Annotated in this window: 17 protein-coding genes; 10 read left to right on the top strand and 7 right to left on the bottom strand. The window is 72.3% G+C overall.

Annotated elements, in window-relative coordinates; translation table 11 throughout:
* Positions 1-61 precede the first annotated feature (61 nt).
* A complete protein-coding gene (locus tag DJ021_RS04150) occupies positions 62-889 on the top strand; it encodes a pseudouridine synthase (protein WP_111456344.1) in 828 nt (275 codons plus the stop codon).
* Here DJ021_RS04150 and DJ021_RS04145 read toward each other — a convergent pair.
* Complete coding sequence (locus DJ021_RS04145) at positions 819-2,303, bottom strand: amidohydrolase family protein (RefSeq protein WP_207801764.1); 1,485 nt, start codon at positions 2,301-2,303, stop codon at positions 819-821. The two genes, DJ021_RS04150 and DJ021_RS04145, sit on opposite strands and share 71 nt — an antisense overlap.
* A gap of 130 nt (positions 2,304-2,433) precedes the next feature.
* Here DJ021_RS04145 and DJ021_RS04140 point away from each other — a divergent pair, with 130 nt between their 5' ends.
* The 5 genes from DJ021_RS04140 to DJ021_RS04120 all read left to right on the top strand — a co-directional run bounded on the left by DJ021_RS04140 (position 2,434) and on the right by DJ021_RS04120 (position 6,848).
* A complete protein-coding gene (locus DJ021_RS04140) occupies positions 2,434-3,492 on the top strand; it encodes an alpha/beta hydrolase (RefSeq protein WP_111456343.1) in 1,059 nt (352 codons plus the stop codon).
* 69 nt (positions 3,493-3,561) lie between these two features.
* Entirely contained in the window at positions 3,562-3,801 is a 240-nt protein-coding gene (locus tag DJ021_RS04135) for an aa3-type cytochrome c oxidase subunit IV (RefSeq protein ID WP_111456342.1), read from the top strand.
* Positions 3,802-3,949: 148 nt separating this feature from the next.
* Positions 3,950-5,083 (top strand): Re/Si-specific NAD(P)(+) transhydrogenase subunit alpha, encoded by a 1,134-nt coding sequence (locus DJ021_RS04130; protein ID WP_111456341.1) that lies wholly within the window; start codon positions 3,950-3,952, stop codon positions 5,081-5,083.
* 8 nt (positions 5,084-5,091) lie between these two features.
* Entirely contained in the window at positions 5,092-5,433 is a 342-nt protein-coding gene (locus DJ021_RS04125; protein WP_111456340.1) for an NAD(P) transhydrogenase subunit alpha part 2, read from the top strand.
* Positions 5,430-6,848: an NAD(P)(+) transhydrogenase (Re/Si-specific) subunit beta gene (locus DJ021_RS04120; RefSeq protein ID WP_111456339.1), complete on the top strand. Its 1,419-nt coding sequence runs from the start codon at positions 5,430-5,432 to the stop codon at positions 6,846-6,848. The genes DJ021_RS04125 and DJ021_RS04120 overlap by 4 nt, the downstream gene beginning before the upstream one ends.
* Positions 6,849-6,854: 6 nt before the next feature.
* Here DJ021_RS04120 and DJ021_RS19065 read toward each other — a convergent pair whose 3' ends face one another.
* Both DJ021_RS19065 and DJ021_RS04110 read right to left on the bottom strand, forming a co-directional pair.
* Complete coding sequence (locus DJ021_RS19065; protein ID WP_207801763.1) at positions 6,855-8,177, bottom strand: calcium-binding protein; 1,323 nt, start codon at positions 8,175-8,177, stop codon at positions 6,855-6,857.
* A gap of 18 nt (positions 8,178-8,195) precedes the next feature.
* The gene (locus DJ021_RS04110; RefSeq protein ID WP_111456338.1) at positions 8,196-8,522 is read right to left on the bottom strand and encodes a helix-turn-helix domain-containing protein; all 327 of its coding nucleotides are present in this window, start codon (positions 8,520-8,522) and stop codon (positions 8,196-8,198) included.
* Positions 8,523-8,702: 180 nt separating this feature from the next.
* On the opposite strand from DJ021_RS04110, the gene DJ021_RS04105 reads away from it, so the two are divergent.
* From DJ021_RS04105 to DJ021_RS04090, 4 genes are all read left to right on the top strand, one after another.
* Positions 8,703-11,723 carry an autotransporter outer membrane beta-barrel domain-containing protein gene (locus tag DJ021_RS04105; protein WP_111456337.1) on the top strand — a complete coding sequence of 1,007 codons (3,021 nt, stop codon included), beginning with the start codon at positions 8,703-8,705 and terminating at the stop codon, positions 11,721-11,723.
* 182 nt (positions 11,724-11,905) lie between these two features.
* Entirely contained in the window at positions 11,906-12,718 is an 813-nt protein-coding gene (locus DJ021_RS04100; protein ID WP_111456336.1) for a M23 family metallopeptidase, read from the top strand.
* A gap of 82 nt (positions 12,719-12,800) precedes the next feature.
* Positions 12,801-13,853 carry an aldo/keto reductase gene (locus DJ021_RS04095; RefSeq protein WP_111456335.1) on the top strand — a complete coding sequence of 351 codons (1,053 nt, stop codon included), beginning with the start codon at positions 12,801-12,803 and terminating at the stop codon, positions 13,851-13,853.
* A 26-nt stretch (positions 13,854-13,879) separates the two neighbouring features.
* On the top strand, positions 13,880-14,764 hold the full coding sequence (locus DJ021_RS04090; RefSeq protein ID WP_111456334.1) for an alpha/beta fold hydrolase: 885 nt from the start codon (positions 13,880-13,882) through the stop codon (positions 14,762-14,764).
* A gap of 6 nt (positions 14,765-14,770) precedes the next feature.
* On the opposite strand, the gene tilS is transcribed toward DJ021_RS04090, so the two are convergent.
* From tilS to tolB, 4 genes are all read right to left on the bottom strand, one after another.
* Entirely contained in the window at positions 14,771-16,063 is a 1,293-nt protein-coding gene (gene tilS / locus DJ021_RS04085; RefSeq protein ID WP_243625903.1) for a tRNA lysidine(34) synthetase TilS, read from the bottom strand.
* Entirely contained in the window at positions 16,054-16,902 is an 849-nt protein-coding gene (gene ybgF / locus DJ021_RS04080; RefSeq protein ID WP_111456333.1) for a tol-pal system protein YbgF, read from the bottom strand. The genes tilS and ybgF overlap by 10 nt, the downstream gene beginning before the upstream one ends.
* Before the next feature lie 45 nt (positions 16,903-16,947).
* A complete protein-coding gene (gene pal, locus DJ021_RS04075) occupies positions 16,948-17,499 on the bottom strand; it encodes a peptidoglycan-associated lipoprotein Pal (protein WP_111456332.1) in 552 nt (183 codons plus the stop codon).
* A 100-nt stretch (positions 17,500-17,599) separates the two neighbouring features.
* Positions 17,600-18,898 carry a Tol-Pal system beta propeller repeat protein TolB gene (gene tolB / locus DJ021_RS04070; RefSeq protein WP_111456331.1) on the bottom strand — a complete coding sequence of 433 codons (1,299 nt, stop codon included), beginning with the start codon at positions 18,896-18,898 and terminating at the stop codon, positions 17,600-17,602.
* Between the last annotated feature and the right edge of the window lie 7 nt (positions 18,899-18,905).

The raw sequence follows: 18,905 nt of genomic DNA, 5'->3' as shown, positions 1-18,905 counted from the left end.
TATGGCACATCGGCCGCCCGCCGGTCTTGCGGGTCGTCGGCCTTGGGCCCTACAGAACCCCATGGGCTGGACGCGACGCTATGACGAGGCCGAGCCGCAGCGCGTCAACCGCTGGCTGGCGCAGAGCGGCGTCTGCTCGCGCCGCGAGGCGGACGACCTGATCGCCCGCGGCCTGGTGGCCGTCGACGGCGAGACCGTCACCGACGCGGGCCGCAAGATCCAGCCGGGCCAGACCCTGGTGCTGTCCGACGCCGCCCAGAGCCAGCTGGACGCCAGCTTCAGCGTCCTGCTGCACAAGCCGGAGGGCGTGGTCTCCGCCCAGCCCGACCCCGGCCAGGTGCCGGCCGTGCGCCTGCTGACCAAGGCCGCGCTGCTGGGCGACAGCCCGGCGATCCCCGACGCCGACACCAGCCTGGCGCCGCTCGGCCGGCTCGACATGGACTCCCGCGGCCTGCTGATCCTCTCCGACGACGGCGTGCTGGCCAAGGCGCTGGTCGGGCCGGAGTCGGACCTCGACAAGGAGTACCTGGTCCGGGTCGCCGGCAAGATCACCGAGGGCAAGCTCGGCCAGCTGCGCCACGGCCTGCGGCTGGACGGCCGCCAGCTGCGGCCGGCGAAGATCGGCGTGGTCGGCGACCAGCAGCTGCGCTTCATCCTCAAGGAGGGCCGCAACCGCCAGATCCGCCGGATGTGCGAGCTGGTGGGCCTGCACGTCACCGACCTGTTCCGGGTGCGGATCGGCCCGCTGCTGCTGGGCGACCTGCCGGAGGGCCGCTGGCGGGTGCTGACGCCGGCCGAACGCGCGGCGCTGATCAGCCTCAGTACTGGCCGTAGCGCCCCTGCACCGACGACAGCAGCCGCCCCGGGTCGTAGCCGACCCCGTCCTTGAAGACGATCTCCACGTTCTCGATGTCGGCGATCGCCTTCGAGGGGTCGCCCTTCACCACCACCAGATCGGCGTTCTTGCCCGGCGCGATCGAACCGATGCGGTCGGCCAGGCCCAGATAGGTGGCCCCGTTCAGGGTGGCGATGCGGATCGCCTCCTCCGGCCGGAATCCCGCCTCCACCAGGAGCTCGATCTCGCGCTGGTCGCCGAAGCCGGGGATGACGCCGCCGTTGCCGGTGGGGTCGGGCCCGGCCATCAGCAGCCCGCCGGCGGCCACGAACTTCCGCTCCAGGCCCAGGGCGTTCTGGAAAGCCCGGGCGGTGTCCGCGAACCGCTCCCGCGGCGGGCTGTTGCGGGCGTTGCGGGCGTAGAGGTAGGCCTCCCGCGCCTCCGGCGTCAGCACCGCCATGGCCCGCGGGTTCAGCGGCGCATGCCCCGGCACGCTCTGCTCGAACACCGGCAGGGTCGAGGTCAGCGCCACGTGGCGGTCGACCAGCAGGCGGATCAGGGCGTCGGCCTCGGGGCTCTGCGGGGTCATCGCCAGCAGGGTGGGCGTGCCGACGGTGGCGGGACAGGCGTCGACCGCCTTGCCCGGATCGAGCTGGGTGTTGACGAAGAAGCCGTGCTCCAGGTTGTCGATGCCGAGCTCGGCGGCTTCGGGATAGGTCACCGAGCAGAGGTGGCCGGTGATCTTCAGGCCGCGCCTGTGCGCCTCCTCCACCGCCGCCTTCAGCTCGGCGCGGGTGATGTTCATGTAGGCCTTGAAGGACGTGGCGCCCTGGTCGGCCCAGAAGGCGACGGTGCGCCGCGCGTCCTCGGCGTCCGTTAGCGGGTGCATCTGGATGAACGGGCTGCCGGCGCCCTCCAGGTAGGGGCCGGTGACGTCCATGTGCGGGCCGACCATCTGGCCGGCGTCGATCATCCGTTTGACGTTGATGTCGGCGTAGGGCTCGACGCTGCCGGTGGTGCGCAGGGTCGTCACGCCGGCCGCCAGGTAGAGCCGGGGCGAGCTGAAGGTCATCTGCGGGACGACCAGGGGCGGCTCGGAATGGCCGGCGGCGTCGAGGTTCGGCCGGGCGATGTAGTACATGTGGTCATGCATGCCCACGAGGCCGGGCAGCACCGTGTGGCCCGGCAGGTCGAGCACGGTCGCGCCCTTGGGCGCCGCCAGGCCGGCCGGTCCGACCGCGGCGATCTTCCCGTCGCGCAGGATGACCGTGCGGTCGGCCTGCGCCGGCGCGCCCGTGCCGTCGATCAGCGTCACGTGGCGGAGCACGGTGGCGCCGGCGCCGACCCGCACATAGGGCTGCACCGCCGGGCCGGGCGCGGCGGGCGGCGCCAGGATCTGCGGCGCGGCGGCGGCGGAGCCGAGCGCCATCAGCGCGGCGGCGCATCCGAGAAGCAGGCGGTTGAACATGCGCGATCTCTCCCTTGTGCGCGGAGCTTAACCGCCTGCCATTGCTTGGCCAGCGCGGACACGGGGCGATGGCGCTTGCCATTTTTCAAACGCTTGTTAGTCACGGGGGCAGCACCGCGTGAGAGAGATCATGGCCGACGAAGCCGCCCCGAGGGGCGACACCCGTGAGACCTACGACGACCGGCCGGTCCACACCGAGCCGGGGCAGCTGCCGCCCGAGGTGCAGGCGCCGCTGGCCGCCTATCGCGGGGCCGAACCGCCCTCGCCGCAGTGGTTCAAGGACGCCATCGCCATCGAGCCGGAGCGCGGATTCGTCGAGAGCCTGGGCACCCAGCTCGAGGTCCTGACCTGGGGCGAGGTCGGCAAGCCGGGCCTGCTGTTCGTGCACGGCAACAGCGCCCACGCCGACTGGTGGAGCTTCATCGCCCCGTTCTTCGCGCAGGATTACCGGGTGGCCTCGATGTCGCTGGCCGGCATGGGCGATTCCGGCTGGCGCGAGCGCTACGCCTTCACCGACTTCGCCGAGGACGCCGAGGCCGTGGCCCGGGCGACCGGCCTCTACGAGGGCGGCCGCAAGCCGACCTACATCGGCCACTCGTTCGGCGGCGGGCAGGTGTTCTTCGCCGCCGCCCGCTTTCCGGAGCGGATGCATGCGGCGATCCTGGTCGACACCGGCTTCGGCGGTCCGCCGCCGGAGGAGCTGGCCGCGCGGCAGAAGCGGATGGAGGAAATCCGCAACATCCCCACCGTCGACCGGCCGAGCCGCGTCTATCCGACCATGGAGGCGGCCCTGGCCCGCTTCCGGCTGATGCCGCCGCAGCCGGCCGGCAATCCGAACATCGCCGACTTCATCGCCCGCCGCTCCCTGAAGCGCGCGCCGCTGGAGGACGGCTCGGGCGAGGGCTGGACCTGGAAGTTCGACCCGAACATGTGGAACAAGCTCGACCGCAGCGGGATGATGCCGTCGGCCGAAGGCGGGCCGAAGATCGTCACCCCCATGGTCCACGTGTTCGGCCAGAACAGCCGCATCCTGGAGCGCCGCAGGGCCGGCCAGCCCAGCCCCTTTCCGCCGGGCATGCTGGAGGTCGAGATCCCCGATGCGCACCATCACATCATGATCGACCAGCCGCTGGCGCTGGTTGCGGCGTTGCGGGCCCTACTTGCCGCCTGGCCCGACCGCCCCGCTTGAGCGGCGCGCGGGTCTCGTGTAGCACCCCGCCACCCGGGTATTTCTCACTTACCAGCGAGCATCTTCGTAATGGCCGACCACGCGTCCACCTATCATCGCGGCGAAATGGACATCCAGGAGCAGGTGTCCACCTTCCACCTGGTCATGGGCATGACCAAGTGGGGCTCGCTGGCCGTGGCCTCCGGCCTGCTGTTCCTGACCCTGTGGTTCTGCACCGGCGCCGGCTTCCTGGGCGGCCTGGTGACGGCCGGGGTGGTGCTGGCGCTCGGCATCTTCGTGCTGCGCGGCGGCAAGGCCGCGGCGCACTAGCACGCCGACATTCGGCCTCGGCCCCAGTAAAGCTGAGGCCGCGCTTCGAACATCTGACCGACGGCGTCGTCCAGCGCTGCTGGACAGAGGCTGACCCGCGCCCGTAAGGTCCGGCGCAATTCGCGCTGAATCTGGGGGACTTCGCGGCATGGCCGTCATCGCCGTAACCAAGGAACGCCGCGCCGGCGAGACCCGCGTGGCCGCGGTTCCGGAGACGGTGAAGAAGCTGATCGCCGCGGGCTTCGCCGTGACCGTGGAGGCCGGCGCCGGCAGCGCCGCCTCCTATCCCGACGCCGACTACGCCGCGGCCGGCGCGACGATCGCCAAGACGCTGAAGGATGCGCTGGCGAAGGCCGACATCCTGTTCAAGGTCCGCGCGCCCGAAGCCGACGAGATCGCCGCCCTGCCGAAGGGCGCGATCGTCGCGGCGGTGCTCAACCCCTACCAGGACAAGGCCCAGCTGGAGGCGCTGGCGAAGGCCGGCGCCACCGCCTTCGCCATGGAGTTCGTGCCGCGGATCACCCGCGCCCAGGTGATGGACGTGCTGTCCTCGCAGGCCAACCTCGCCGGCTACCGCGCGGTGATCGAGGGCGCGGAAGCCTACGGCCGGGCCATGCCGATGATGATGACTGCCGCCGGCACCATCGCCGCGGCCAAGGTGTTCGTCATGGGCGTCGGCGTCGCCGGCCTACAGGCGATCGCCACCGCCCGGCGGCTCGGCGCGGTGGTCACCGCCACCGACGTGCGCCCCGCCACCAAGGAGCAGGTGGAGAGCCTGGGCGCCAAGTTCCTCGCCGTCGAGGACGAGGAGTTCAAGAACGCCCAGACCGCCGGCGGCTACGCCAAGGAGATGAGCGCGGAATACCAGGCCAAGCAGGCCGAACTGGTCTCCAGCCACATCGCCAAGCAGGACATGGTGATCACCACCGCCCTGATCCCCGGCCGCCCGGCGCCGAAGCTGGTCAGCGCCGCCCAGGTCGCCTCGATGAAGCCCGGCTCGGTGATCGTCGACCTGGCCATCGAGCAGGGCGGAAACGTCGAGGGCGCCAAGCTCGGCGAAGTGGCGGTGACCCAGAACGGGGTGAAGATCCTCGGCGTCGCCAACCTGCCGGGCCGGATCGCCGCCGACGCCTCGGCCCTCTACGCCCGCAACCTCTTCGCCTTCGCCGGCCTGTTCCTGAACAAGGAAGGCCAGTTCGCCCCCGACTACGAGGACGAGATCCTCAAGGCGGCGCTGGTCACCCAGGGCGGCGCCGTCGTCCACCCGCAACTCAAGAGCTGAGGCAAGCGATGGAAGCCGTCGACCCCACAGTCTTCCGACTGGCGATCTTCGTGCTGGCGATCTTCGTCGGCTACTACGTCGTCTGGAGCGTCACCCCGGCCCTGCACACGCCGCTGATGGCGGTCACCAACGCCATCTCCTCGGTGATCATCGTCGGCGCCCTGCTGGCCGCCTCGGCGCACGCCCCGACCGGCGAGCTGACCCGCAACGTGCTGATCTCCAAGGGCGCCGGCGGCGTCGCCACCGCCTTCGCCTCCGTCAACATCTTCGGCGGCTTCCTCGTCGTCCGCCGGATGCTCGCCATGTACAAGAAGAAGGCCCCCGCCCTGAAGAAGGACGGCGCGAAGTGAACGCCAACCTCGCGGCCATCCTCTACCTCGTCTCCGGCGTCCTGTTCATCCTGGCGCTGCGCGGCCTCTCCAGCCCGACCACCAGCCAGGCGGGCAACCGCAACGGCATGATCGGCATGGCGATCGCCGTCGCCACCGCGCTCGCCACCCTCTGGACCCAGGGCTTTCTGGACGCGCTGACGCTCGGCCTGATCGTGGGCGGCGTGGCCATCGGCGGCGGCGTCGGCGCGGTCATCGCGCGGCGCGTGGCCATGACCTCCATGCCGCAGCTGGTGGCGGCCTTCCACAGCCTGGTCGGCATGGCCGCCTGCCTGGTGGCGGTGGCCGCGATCCACACGCCGCAGGCCTATGGCATCGCCGGCGCGGACGGGGTCATCCACCTCAACTCCTTGATCGAGCTGTCGCTGGGCCTGGCCATCGGCGCCATCACCTTCACCGGCTCGGTGATCGCCTTCGCCAAGCTGAACGGCAACATGAGCGGCGCGCCGATCCTCCTGCCCGGCCGCCACCTGCTGAACATGGCCATTGCCGCCGGTATCGTCGCCCTGGTGGTGATGCTGGTGCTCAGCGGCGGCGGCGCGCTGTGGGCCTTCTGGGGGATCTTCGCGCTGGCCCTGTTGATCGGCGTCACCCTGATCATCCCGATCGGCGGCGCGGACATGCCGGTCGTGGTCTCGATGCTGAACAGCTACTCCGGCTGGGCGGCGGCGGCGCTGGGCTTCACGCTCGAGAACACCACCCTGATCATCACCGGCGCCCTGGTCGGCTCGTCGGGCGCCATCCTCAGCTACATCATGTGCAAGGGGATGAACCGCAGCTTCGTCTCGGTGATCCTCGGCGGCTTCGGGGCCGACGACAGCGCCGCGGCCGGGGCCGGCAAGGTCGAGACCCGCCCCGTCAAGCAGGGCAGCGCCGACGACGCCGCCTTCATCATGAAGAACGCGTCGAAGGTGATCATCGTCCCCGGCTACGGCATGGCGGTGAGCCAGGCGCAGCACGCGCTGCGCGAGATGGCCGACAAGCTGAAGGAGGAGGGCGTCGACGTGAAGTACGCCATCCACCCGGTCGCCGGCCGCATGCCTGGGCACATGAACGTGCTGCTGGCCGAGGCCAACGTCCCCTATGACGAGGTCTTCGAGCTGGAGGACATCAACGCCGAGTTCCCGACCGCCGACGTGGCCTTCGTGATCGGCGCCAACGACGTCACCAACCCGGCGGCCAAGACCGACCCCGCCAGCCCGATCTTCGGCATGCCGATCCTCGACGTGGAGAAGGCCCGCACCGTGCTGTTCGTGAAGCGCGGGATGAGCTCGGGCTACGCCGGCGTCGAGAACGAGCTGTTCTTCCGCGACAACACCATGATGCTGTTCGGCGACGCCAAGAAGATGGTCGAGGGGATCATCAAGGCCCTCTGAGCGGCCTCAGCCGAAGAGGGCGTAGTCCAGGGCGTGGCCGGTCAGCACCACCGGCGGCTCGTCGGTGGCGGCTGGGCTTTCGGCCGATGCATGCGCCGAGGCGCCCGGCGCCGGATCGACCAGCACCACATAGCCGTCCGGCTTCCCGTCGCCGTTGAGGTCGACCTCCACCTGCCGGGCGTCGACCAGGGCGGTCAGCGTCGGCGGCTGGTCGGGATGGCGGGTGGGCGGACCAAAGGTCGCCGAGACCTCCACCTTCGTCGTCGTCACCGCGACCACGGTCACCGGCTGGCCGGCGGCGGTCACCAGCCGGTCGCCCTCGGCGCCGCGGAAATCCAGCACCACGCCGAGCCGCTGGCTGGCGTCGCCCATCCGCGCCGGCGCCTCGACCACGAAGGTGTCGGCGCCCGGGCCGCCGCTCGCCACCACCTGCGGGCCGAGCTCGATGCGGTCGTTGCCGGGACCGCCCTCCAGCAGGTCGACGCCGCCGCGGGCCGCGCCGCCGCCGGAGAGGGTGTCGTCGCCCGCCCCGCCCACCAGGTGGTCCGAGCCGGGCCCGCCGGTCAGCCGGTCGTCGCCGGCCGTGCCCATGACCAGGTGCGGCGCCGGGACGTCCGAAACCAGCTGGACGATCGGCGCGCTCGCGGGCTCGGCGGCGGCGGGCAGGGCCAGCGACGGCGGAGCCGGAGCGTTATCGTCCACCGGCGCCGCATTGAGCGCCGCGGCCTCGGCCAGGGGCGCTTCGGGTGTCCAGGCGGCGGTGGGCCCCGGTGAGGGCGCGGGGTCGTCTGCGGCGCTCGCCAGGACGACCGCGCCGTGCACGGTCAGGTCGCGCTTGCCGCCCAGGTCCAGGGTATCGGGGAGCGGCGGCGGCGGGTCGGACAGGTCGGGGAGGGCGCCATGCGCCTCGTGGGTGGTGTCCGGCGCGCCCATGCGCGAGGTCTCGTAGAAGAAGGCCGCGGCCACCAGCAGGGCGATGAACGACTGCGCCTGGCGGCTGAACGGCACCACCACGTCGTCGCGGACCTCCTCCCAGCTCAGCCGCTCGCCCAGCGCGCCGGGCAGGTCGGTCCCCTCGTTCAGGGCGTCGTCGAGCGCGTAGTGGACCACGAAGCGGCCGTCGATCCGCGCGACGTGGACCAGCACCTCCTCGTTCTCGTCCTTGACCACGCACCAGGGGTCGCCCTCGTCGGTGGCGCCGAACACCACCTCGACCTTGCTGGCGACGGCGGCGAAGCGGTCGGCCAGCTCCTCCAGGCGCGTGCGCTCGCCGGCGGTCCAGTCACCGCCGGCGCGCACCTTGGCCACGAAGGGAAGGATGTCGCCCATGGACGTTCGCGAGACCGGTTACGCCTGCGCGACCGCGCGGCCGACGGGGTCGGAGAACAGCAGCCGGTAGAGCTCGGGCTCGTAATAGCGCAGCAGGGTCTGGGCGAAGTCGCGGGGGTCGAGGCCCAGGGCCTCGGCCCAGGCCCGCTGCGTCTCGATCGGCAGGCGGCCGAGGCCGCTCTCCACCTGGCTGACGAAGGTGTAGTAGCGCAGCCCCACCCGCTCGGCGAGTTCGGCCTGGGTGATCCCGGCGGTCTCCCGCGCGGTCTTCAGCCAGCGCCCCGCCTGCTGGCGCAACACCTTGGTCTGCGCCGTCTTGGCGGGATCCGCGGCCGGTCTGGGCATGACTCGTTCTTCCTCAACACCACGGGCCCACGCGAAAGGCCTTGCGGCGCCGTCGCCGGACGAATACAGTTTTTACGCAACTTATAATTACACAACGCATAGCCGCTCGTCACGCCTAGCATAGTGCTTCCCAAACGGCACGGCTTTTCGAGGGCCCGCGCGTCGTGTGGGGGGTCTTCGATGAAGCGTCTGTTCGTGTCCGTGGCCCTCGTGCCACTCCTGAATGCCGGCGTCGCGCAGGCCGAAACCAAGATCTCCACGGCCACGACCGCGCCGGTGGCCACCGCCACCGCGGCGGCGGGACACGCCGACGACCTCACCATCGAGGCGGCGGGCTCGATCAAGCCGGCGGCGGCCGGCGCCGCCGTGACCCTGAACTCGCCCAACATCGTCAAGAACGCCGGCACGATCAGCTTCAACAACCTGGACGGCTCGACCGGCATCCTCGTGCTGAGCGGCGGCGGCGGGGTGATCAACGCCGGCACGATCAGCCTGGTGGAGGACTACACGGCGGAGGACACCGACAAGGACGGCGACCTCGACGGGCCGCTGGCCAAGGGCGCCGGCCGCTTCGGGATCCGGCTCACGGGAGCGGGGGCCTTCGCCGGCGACATCCGCAACGACGCGGGCGGCGCGATCACCGTCGAAGGCAACGACTCCGCGGGGATCCAGGTGGAGCCCCGGCTGGCCGGCAATCTGATCAGCGCCGGCGCGGTCACAGTGACCGGCGACCGCTCGGTGGGGATCTCGGCGACGGCGGTGGCCGGCGACGTGCGGGTCACCGGCCCGGTCAGCGTCCAGGGCGAGGGCGCGTCGGCCGTGCGGCTGGGCGACGTCGACGGCGGCGTGCGGCTGCAGAACGCTTTCACGGCCACCGGCTACCGCTACACCGACCGGCTGGCGGACGCGGCGCGGGCCAAGCTCGACGCCGACGATCTCAAGCAGAGCGGCGCGGCGGTGCGGATCACCGGCAACGTCGGCAAGGGCGTCCTGCTCGATCGCCCGCCCGCCGACGCCAACCCGGCCGATCCCGACGAGGACAAGGACGGCGTCCCCGACGCCCAGGAGGGGACCGCCGTGCTCACCGCCATCGGCGCCGCGCCGGCGCTCGACATCGGCTCGGAGCGGGCGACGGCGATCGGCGCGGTGGGGACCGGCGACGACGGCTTTGGCCTGGTGATCCGCGGCCAGGTCATCGGCCATGGCGTCAACGACGGGGTGGCGGCGACCGCGATCCGCATCGGCCAGGCCGGCGGGGGGACCACCGCCATCGCCGGCGGGATCAACAACCAGGCCGGTGTGATCAGCGCCCAGGCCTATGGAGCCGACGTCACGGCCCAGGGCGGGAGCGCCACGGCGCTGCTGCTGAACGCCGGGGCGGTCGTGCCCGCCTTGCGCAACTCCGGGACCATCAAAGCCGTCCTCACCAGCGGGTCGCAGGACGCCCGCGCGGTGGTCGACCTGTCGGGGACGCTCGGCCTGGTGGAGAACACCGGCGTGATCCGCGCCGTCTCTACGCCGAAGACCGGCTCGACCGCCGTCGGCCAGGCGGTGGCGCTGGACCTGCGGGCCAACAGTTCGGGCGCGGTCGTGCGTCAGATCAAGGCGACCGCGACCAGCCAGCCGGCCATCGTCGGCGACGTGCTGTTCGGCGCCGGCGACGACCGGCTGGAGCTCTCGGGCGGGACGCTGACGGGCGCCATGGCCTTCGGTGCCGGGGCCGACACCCTGGTCCTCGACGGGGGCGCCAGCGCCACGGGCCGGCTCACCGACACCGACGGCCGGCTGACGCTGGACATCCGCGAGGGACGCCTCAGCGTCACCAACACCGACACCGTCCAGCTGACCACGCTGAGCGTCGGGGCCAAGGGGGTGCTGGCGGTGAACATCGACCCCGCCGCCAACACCGGAACCGCGTTCAAGGTCTCCGGCGTCGCCAGCCTGGCCACGGGCGCGCAGGTCGACCTCAGCCTCGCCTCGCTGCTGAAGAGCGCCAGGTCCTACGAGATCATCCGCGCCGGCTCGCTGCAGGCCGGCGCCCTGACGACCACCCTGGCCGGCGCGCCCTACCTCTACGCCGCCAGCCTGCGCGCCGACGCGGCCGCCAACGCCCTGGTGGTCGACCTGCGCCCGAAGACCGCCGCCGAGCTGGGCCTCAACCGCTCGGGCGCGGAGGCCTATGGCGCGGTGTTCAATGCGCTGGACAAGGACCGCGCGGTGCAGGCCGCCTTCCTGGCGCAGAAGACCCAGGCCGGGTTCGCCGGCCTCTACGACCAGATGCTGCCGGACCATTCAGGCGGCGCGCTGATGTCGGCGCACGCCATATCCGGGGCCATCTCCCAGGCCGTCAGCCAGCCGGTGGCGCGCCAGGGGATCGGCGAGACCGGGGTGTGGGCGCAGGAGATCATGTTCCGCGTCGACCGCGACCGCGACCAGGCGCAGGGCTTCCGCGCCCAGGGCTTCGGCCTGGCCACCGGGCTGGAGCTGGTCGGCGAGGCCAATGCGCTCGGGGTCAGCGGCAGCTTCGTCAGCACCGACTACAAGGACAAGGGCGCGGCGGTCGGCGAGCGGATCTCGATTAACGTCTTCGAGGGCGGTCTCTACTGGCGCCTGCAGGCGGGCGGCCTGCACGCCGACGCCCGCGCCGGCCTGGGCTATGTGCGGTTCGACAGCGACCGCCGCCTCGGCTCCGCGGACCTCAACCTCGCCACCCGCGGCAAGTGGAGCGGCTGGATCGCCGACGTCCACGCCGGCGCCTCCTATGAGGCGCAGATGGGCTGGGCCTACGCGCGGCCGGAGCTCTCCCTCGACTATCTGCGCCTCACCGAGGATGGCTACCAGGAGGCCGGCGGCGGCCCGGCCTTCGACCTGAAGGTCGACAGCCGGAACGGCGACCTGCTCACCGGCGAGGCGCTGCTGGCGCTGGGCGCGCGGTTCGGCGACGAGGCCTGGTGGGGACCCGAACTGAAGCTCGGCTGGCGGGCCAAGCTGTCGGGCGACTCCGGCAAGACCACCGCCCGCTTCACCGGCGGGACCGCCTTCACCCTCGATCCGGAGGCCGTGGCGTCGGGCGGCGCCGTGGCGCGCCTGGGGATCAAGGGCGAAGCCCAGCAGGTGCTCTACAGCTTCGACGCCGGCGCGGTGTTCGACAACGGCTACCGGGAGTACGACGTGCGCGGCGTCGTGCGATTCATGTTCTAGTGGAACCCGACTAACCCGGAGCAAGGGGGTTCCGCGGCGGCGAATAACGGCGTGCGTCGCGCCCGAATTTGGCCTAGATGGCCGCCCAGTTAACCATCCGTTGATCAACGGGACCTGCCGCAGCCCCGCCGCTCGATGTGCGGACCTCTACGGGCGAAGCAGTTGCTGGGAGGCTTTCGCCCATGGCTGAACCGAGCTTGGCCCGGGAGTCGCGCGCGCGACATTGGCTGGTGGACGCCGCGGTGGGCGGCGGTCTGGCGCTCGGCCTGATCACCGCCGCGCACGCCGCCCTGCCCAAGACCTCGCAGATCGCCAATCCGCCCCGAGCCCGCCTGGCCGCGGCGCCGGCGCCGCAGGCTCCCGTCGCCCCGCCGCCCGTGCTGATCGCGTTCCAGAGCCCGCTGCCGGGCTATGAGGTCGACTCGCCCTTCGGCCTGCGCCAGCTGCCGTGGGAAGAGCACGGCCGGCTGCACGCCGGCGTCGATATCGCCGCCCCGACCGGCCAGCCGATCCTCGCGGCCGCCGACGGCGTGGTCGTGCGCACCGGCCAGGACCCGGGCTACGGCCGGTTCGTCGAGCTGAAGCACGCCGAGGGCCTGACCACCCTCTACGGCCACCTCGCCGCCTTCGATCCGCTGGTCGCGCCCGGCGCGGCCCTGAAGGCCGGCAGCGCGGTCGGCCGGACCGGATCGACCGGCACCTCCACCGGCGCCCACCTGCATTTCGAGATCCACGACGCCAAGGACCGGCCGCTGAACCCCGAGCTGTTCCTCGGCCGCAGCTTCGCGACCGCCGAGGACCTGCCGCTGAAGGCCGCGCTGCGGGCGCCCCGGCGCGTGCGCGTGGCCTATGTGTCGAACATCCCCAAGTCGAAGCGGGCGCTGATGGCCGCCCGCGAGGAAGCCGACGTCGCCGCCAGCGCCGCCGACTCGGCGATGAACGCCACCGTGACGATCGGCGCGGACGGGCGCCCGCGCGCCACGCTCGGCCTATAAATCGCGGCCAAAATCGACGCCGTCCCCTCGACGGTCAGGCTTGGCCTGACCATATGTCGGCGAGCCCCACGGAGATCGCCGCATGAAGTACCACCAGCTCGGCCGGACAGGCCTCTATGTGTCTGAAATCTGCCTGGGGACGATGACCTTCGGCGGCTCCGAAAGCGCCGGGATGTGGCGGGCCATCGGCGCCCTGCAGCAGGGCGAGGTGGACGGCATCGTCGGCCGCGCGCTGGAGGCCGGGGTCAACTTCATCGACACCGCCGACGTCTATTCCTTCGGCGAGTCCGAGCGGCTGCTGGGCCAGTCGCTGAAGAACCTCGGGGTCAAGCGCAAGGACGTGGTGATCGCCACCAAGGTGTTCGGCGAGATGGGCCCGGGCCCCAACGACCGCGGCGCCTCGCGCGGCCACATCATGGATTCGGTGCAGATGAGCCTGGAGCGGCTGCAGACCGACCACATCGACCTCTACCAGATCCACGGCAACGACGTGGTCACGCCGATCGAGGAGACCTTGCGGGCGCTGGACGACCTCACCCGCCAGGGGCTGGTCCGCTATGTGGGCGTGTCCAACTGGACGGCCTGGAAGATCGCCAAGGCGCTGGGGATCAGCGAGGCCAAGGGCTACGCCCGCTTCGAGACCCTGCAGGCCTACTACTCCATCGCCGGCCGCGACCTGGAGCGCGAGCTGGTCCCGATGCTGACCTCCGAGAACCTCGGGCTCATGGTCTGGTCGCCGCTGGCCGGCGGCCTGCTGTCGGGCAAGTTCGGGCCGGGTTCGAACAATCCGCAGGACGCGCGGCGCACCAACTTCGACTTCCCGCCGGTGGACAAGGACCGCGCCTGGAAGTGCGTCGAGGTGATGCGCGAGGTGGGCGAGGCGCACGGCGTCTCGGTGGCCCGCGTGGCGCTGGCCTGGCTGCTCGCCAAGCCGCACGTCATGAGCATCATCATCGGCGCCAAGACCCAGGAACAGCTGGACGACAACCTGGCCGCCGTCGACCTGCAACTCACCGAAGAAGAGATCACCCGGCTCGACGACGCCAGCGAACTGGCGGCGGAGTATCCCGGCTGGATGCTGGCGCGGCAGGGCGGCACGCGCCGGCCGAAGGCGTTCCAGAAGGCCAGCGCGTAACCCTCCAGCCGGATTTCCGAGCCCCGATGTCCCAAGCGATGTCCCAGCCCCAGCGTGCGCCCTATCGGGGCGAGAAGGTCGATGTCGGCGGCCGCGGCCTGCGGATCGTGCAGGCCGGTCCCCCTCCGGGCGACCGGCCGACCATCCTGCTGGAGCACGGGGCCTTCGGCTGCGCCGCCGACTGGGCGGAGGTCCAGACGCGGCTCACCGCCAAGGGCCTGCGCAGCATCGCCTATGACCGCGCCGGCCTCGGCCACTCCGATCCCGGGCCCAAGCCGCGCGACGGCCGGGCCATCGTCGCCGACTTGGCGGCCCTGGTCCGGGAGCTGGACGAGCCCGGCCCCTTCGTGCTGGTGGGCCATTCCATGGGCGGGCTGATGGTGCGGCTGTTCGCGCTCACCCATCCCGACAAGGCCGTGGGCGTGGTGTTGGTGGACGCGGTGACGCCGGACATCATGAAGACCGCCACCGGCCCGCGGGTGGTGCGCAGCTATGGCCGGGCGCTGCGCCTGGTCAGCGCCGGCGCGCGGTTCGGGATGATGAAGCCGGTGGCCGCCGTGGCCAGCAACATGATCGGTCTGACCGGCCTGGCGGCGGCGGAGAAGCGGCGGATCTACGGCCTGGCCGATCATGCGCACTGGGCGGCGGAAGAGGTGGCCTACTGGCCGGCGACCTCCGACCAGGCGGCGGAGGCGGAACTGCCGGCGAACATGCCGGTGGCGGTGGTCACCGCCGGCGCCGAACGCAGCGCGCCGGGCCTCAAGGCCATCCAGGCGATCCCGGCGCTCGGGTCGCGGTACGGCTATGTGGAACACGTGGCGGGCGCCGGTCACGCCAGCCTGCTGGGCCGCCGTTTTGCCGATCCGATCGTCCGCGGCGTCGAGCACGTGCTGCACGCCGCGGGGCGCTAAGGAGCGCTAGCCGGGCTCGCGCTCGACCAGGCCGGCGGCGGCCAGCAGGCGGTCCTGGACCAGGGATCGGACGATCACCCCGCCTTCGTCGGCCAGCAGCGGGCAGCTGACCGCGCCGGACGCGTCGACGACCACCGGAAGGCCCGGCCGCGCCGGGGCCGGCAGCGCCGCCAGGGCGCGCCGCTGCGCGTCCGGCAGTCGGCGTGACAGGCCGGCCAGCGCCCGCGCCTCCAGGCCGTCGCGCGTCGCGGTCAGTTCGAACCGGCCGTCCCAGACCGCGGGCTCGTCGGCGCGCAAGGCCACCGGCGACAGGCCGCCCCGCGCCGTCTCCCCAGCCTCGCGCAGGAACCTGACCTCGCGGCCGTCCGCCTCGATCCGCGCCCCGGCCAGGGTCGCGGTGACGTCGGCGTCGCCGCGCAGCAGCGCCAGAACCCGGTCCAGCGCCCCGCGCCCCGGCGTCCGGTCGCCGCCGCCGGCGCAGACTGCGGCGAGCGCGACCAGCCGGTGGGCAGTCTCCAAGGAGGCCTGCCGCAGCGCCGTGCGCGCGATGGAGAGCCCGTCGGACGGACCGGCGCGGCAGTGCCGCGCCAGCTCCAGCGGCGCGGGCGCAGCGGCGCCGATGGGGGCGGCGTCGGGGCCGAGGTCGCGGCGGGCGCGGGCGCGGGCGAACCGCGGGTCGTCGTTGGCCGGGTCGTCGATCCAGCCCTCGCCGCGCGCGCTCAGCCAGCGGCGGATCGCGGCGCGCCGCACGCCGATCAGCGGGCGCAGCAGGAAGACGCCGCGGCCCTCCGGCCAGCTGGGCGAGGGCGACCAGACGCGGGGATCGGGCGTGGTGGAGCCCGCCTGCCGCATGGCCTTCACCTCCAGCCGGTCGTCGGCGGTGTGGCCGATCAGGATGACCCGCGCGCCGGCCCGCCGGGCGGCGGCGGCCAGCAGGCGGTGGCGGGCGGCGCGGGCGGCGGCGGGCAGGCCCTGCGCCGGCTTCTCGCCCTCCCAGGCCAGGGCCTCGAAGCGCACCCCGAGCCGCGCGGCGGTGGCGGCGCAGGCCTCGGTCCAGGCGCGGCTCTGCGGCTGCAGCCGATGGTCGACGGTGAGCGCCAGGAGCTCGCGGCCGTGGCGGCGCGCCCAGGCCTCGGCGGCGAGCAGCAGGGCGAGGGAATCGCCGCCGCCGGAGAAGGCCACCGCCAGCGGCCGGGGGCCGGCGGCAAGCAGCCGCTCATCGAGGATCTTTGCGGCGACCGCGGAAACGTCGCCCGCGGCGTCGGGCCGGGTGGCGCGCGAGGTCTCGGCTACGAGCACTTCGCCTGGGCGCGCACCGCGGCGGCGCGGGCGGTCACGGCGGCCGGGGCCTTGGGGTAGCGCTTGCCGAGCTCGGCCAGCGTCTGGCAGGCGTCGGCGGGCTTCTTCAGCGCCACCAGGGACCTGGAGAGCTCGACCACCGCGTCGGGCGCCCAGGCGGTCTGCGGCCAGCCGCGGATCGCGCCGATGTAGGCGCCGGCGGCCTCGGCGTGGGCGCCTTTGACGCTCAGCGTCTTGCCCAGCCAGTAGCGGGCCTCCGGGGTCTTCGGCCCGTCCGGATAGGCCTGGACGTAGTCGCCGAAGGCGCCCTGGGCGGCGTCGTAGTCGCCGCTCAGCATCAGTTGGCGGGCCTGGGCGAAAGCCGCGGTGGCGCTGACCTTGGTCGGCGCCGCGGGGGCCGGGGCCTGCTCCGCGACCGGCGCAGGCGGCGGCGTCGCGGCTTCCGTCGCCTTCTGCTCGGCGGCGGTCAGGCGGTCGGTCAGCGCCTTCACCTGGCCCTGGAGGGCGGTGTTGTCGCGCCGCGTCTGGTCCAGCTCGTGGGTGGTGGTCTCGAGCGAGCCGTTGAGCTTGGTCAGCGACTGCTCGAGATCCCCGATGCGGGTGGCGAGGTCCTGCATCCGCGCGTCGGTGTCGGCGGGCTGCACCACCACCGGCTTGCCGGTGCTCTGGGCCTGGAAGACGATGGCGCGCAGCTCGCGCACCACCTTCTCCATGCGGTCCACGCGCTTGGCGTCGCGCGCGTCGAGGGGATCGTCCATGGGCGTCTGCGACATCGCCGGCGCCGCCACCAGCATGAGGGCGAGCGCGGCGGCGGGCAGGCGGAGGCTGCGGAAGATCATGGACGAAACCTTCGACGAGGCGGGCGGCGGATTTACGGCGCCGCCTTAGCGGGCGCCGCCGATGATCGCGGTGTGGCCGTTGCGGTTCTTGGCGTCCGCCTCGTCGCCCGTGCCCGGATCGATCGGCTTCTCCTTGCCGTAGGAGACCGTGGTGATCCGGTCCGGCGTCACCCCGTGCGAGACCAGGTAGTCGCGCACCGCATTGGCCCGGCGGGCGCCGAGGGCGAGGTTGTATTCGCGGGTGCCGCGCTCGTCGCAATTGCCTTCGATGCGCACGCGCACCGCCGGATAGCGGCGCAGCCAGCCGGCCTGGCCGTCGACCGTGGCCTGGGCGTCGGGGCGCAGCGAATAGCTGTCGAAGTCGAAATAGGCGCGGTCGCCGATGTTGATCACGAAGTCCTGCTCGGAGCCGGCCAGCGGGCCCTGGGCGACCGGGCCGGGGGCGGGGGCCGGCGCGGCGGGCGGCGGGGCCGGCTGGGCGGCGGGCGGCGGCGTGGTCGGGAAGCTGGGCTTCGGGCGCGAGGCGCACGCCGCCACGGACGCGGCCGCGGTTGCGATCAGGGCGAGGCGCAGGGCGTGCCCGCGGTTGAAGCTCATAGCCATCTGGAAAGCGTCTCCTTTGGTCATCGAAGGCGCCGCAGCGCCGGGGGCAGAGTCTAACGGGCGGCGTTCGGGCGCAACCCTGGTTGAGGCAAGTCTAGTTAAGCAGTGGCGACCACGCCGGATCGGAGCCGCCGCCCGGATAGGGCACCGGCTGCAGGATGCGGCCGGTGACGTCGACGCTCCACAGCTTGGAGGCGCCTCCTGAGGTCTCGCGGGAGAACATCAGCACCCGGCCGTTGGGCGCCCACGTCGGACCCTCGTCCAGGTAGCTGGAGGTGAGGATCCGCTCATCGGAGCCGTCCGGCTTCATCACCCCGATGTGGAACTGTCCACCCGTCTGTTTGGTGAAGGCGATGAACTCCCCGGTCGGGCTCCAGACCGGGGTGGTGTAGCGGCCCTGGCCGAAGGAGATCCGCCGCGGGTTCGAGCCGTCCGCGCCCATCACGTAGAGCTGCGGGTTGCCGCCGCGGTCGGAGTTGAAGACGATCTTCGAGCCGTCGGGCGAGAACGACGGCGAGGTGTCGATGGACGGATCGGCGGTCAGCCGGGCGGTCGAATGGCTGCGCAGGTCCATCACGAAGATGTCGCTGTTGCCGCCGCGCTCCACCGAGAAGGCCACCTTGCCGCCGTCCGGCGAGAAGCGCGGGGCGAAGACCATGCCCTTGAAGTCGCCGAGGCTCTCGCGCCGGCCGGTCTCCAGGTTGAACAGGTAGATGGCCGAGCCCTCCGGCCGCAGCGCCATGTAGGTGAGCTCCTGGCTGGTCGAGGAGAACCTCGGCGTCATGACGATGTAGGAGCCGTCGGTGAGGTAGCTGGGGTTGGCGCCGTCCTGGTCCATGATCGCCAGCCGCTTGGTGCGGGTCCCCCGGCCGCCGGTTTCGGCCACGAACACCACGCGGGTGTCGAAATAGCCCTTCTCGCCGGTCAGCCGCTCGTAGATCTGGTCGGAGATCTTGTGCGCAACCCGCCGCCAGTTCTCCGGGCTGGAGGTGAACTGCAGGCCCAGCAGCTGCTGCTCGGCGAACACGTCCCAGAGGCGGAAGTCGACCACCAGCTGGCCGTTCTGCACCGTCACCTGGCCGTTCACCAGCGCCTGGGCGTTGATCTGCTTCCAGTCGGGGAAGCGCGGCTGCACGGCGGTGTTGAGGTCCTTCTCCACGAAGCTGGCCGGATCGAGCGGCCGGAACAGGCCCGAACGCTGCAGGTTGGCGGCGATGACCCCGGCGATGTCCGCGCCGGCCTGGCCGCCGCCGAACGCCGGCACCGCGATGGGCAGCGGCTGGGCGTCGCCGCGGTTGACGTTCACCTCGATGTCGGCCCACGCCGCGGGCGCCGACAGGCCGGCGGCGAACACCGCGGCCATCAGCGCCAGGATCAGGGTCTTCAGCCGCATCAGCGGA

The organism is Phenylobacterium hankyongense, from assembly GCF_003254505.1.
GTDB lineage: Bacteria > Pseudomonadota > Alphaproteobacteria > Caulobacterales > Caulobacteraceae > Phenylobacterium > Phenylobacterium hankyongense.
The sequence above is the reverse complement of the archived record's forward strand: the minus strand, read 5'-3'. Positions and strand labels throughout refer to the sequence as shown.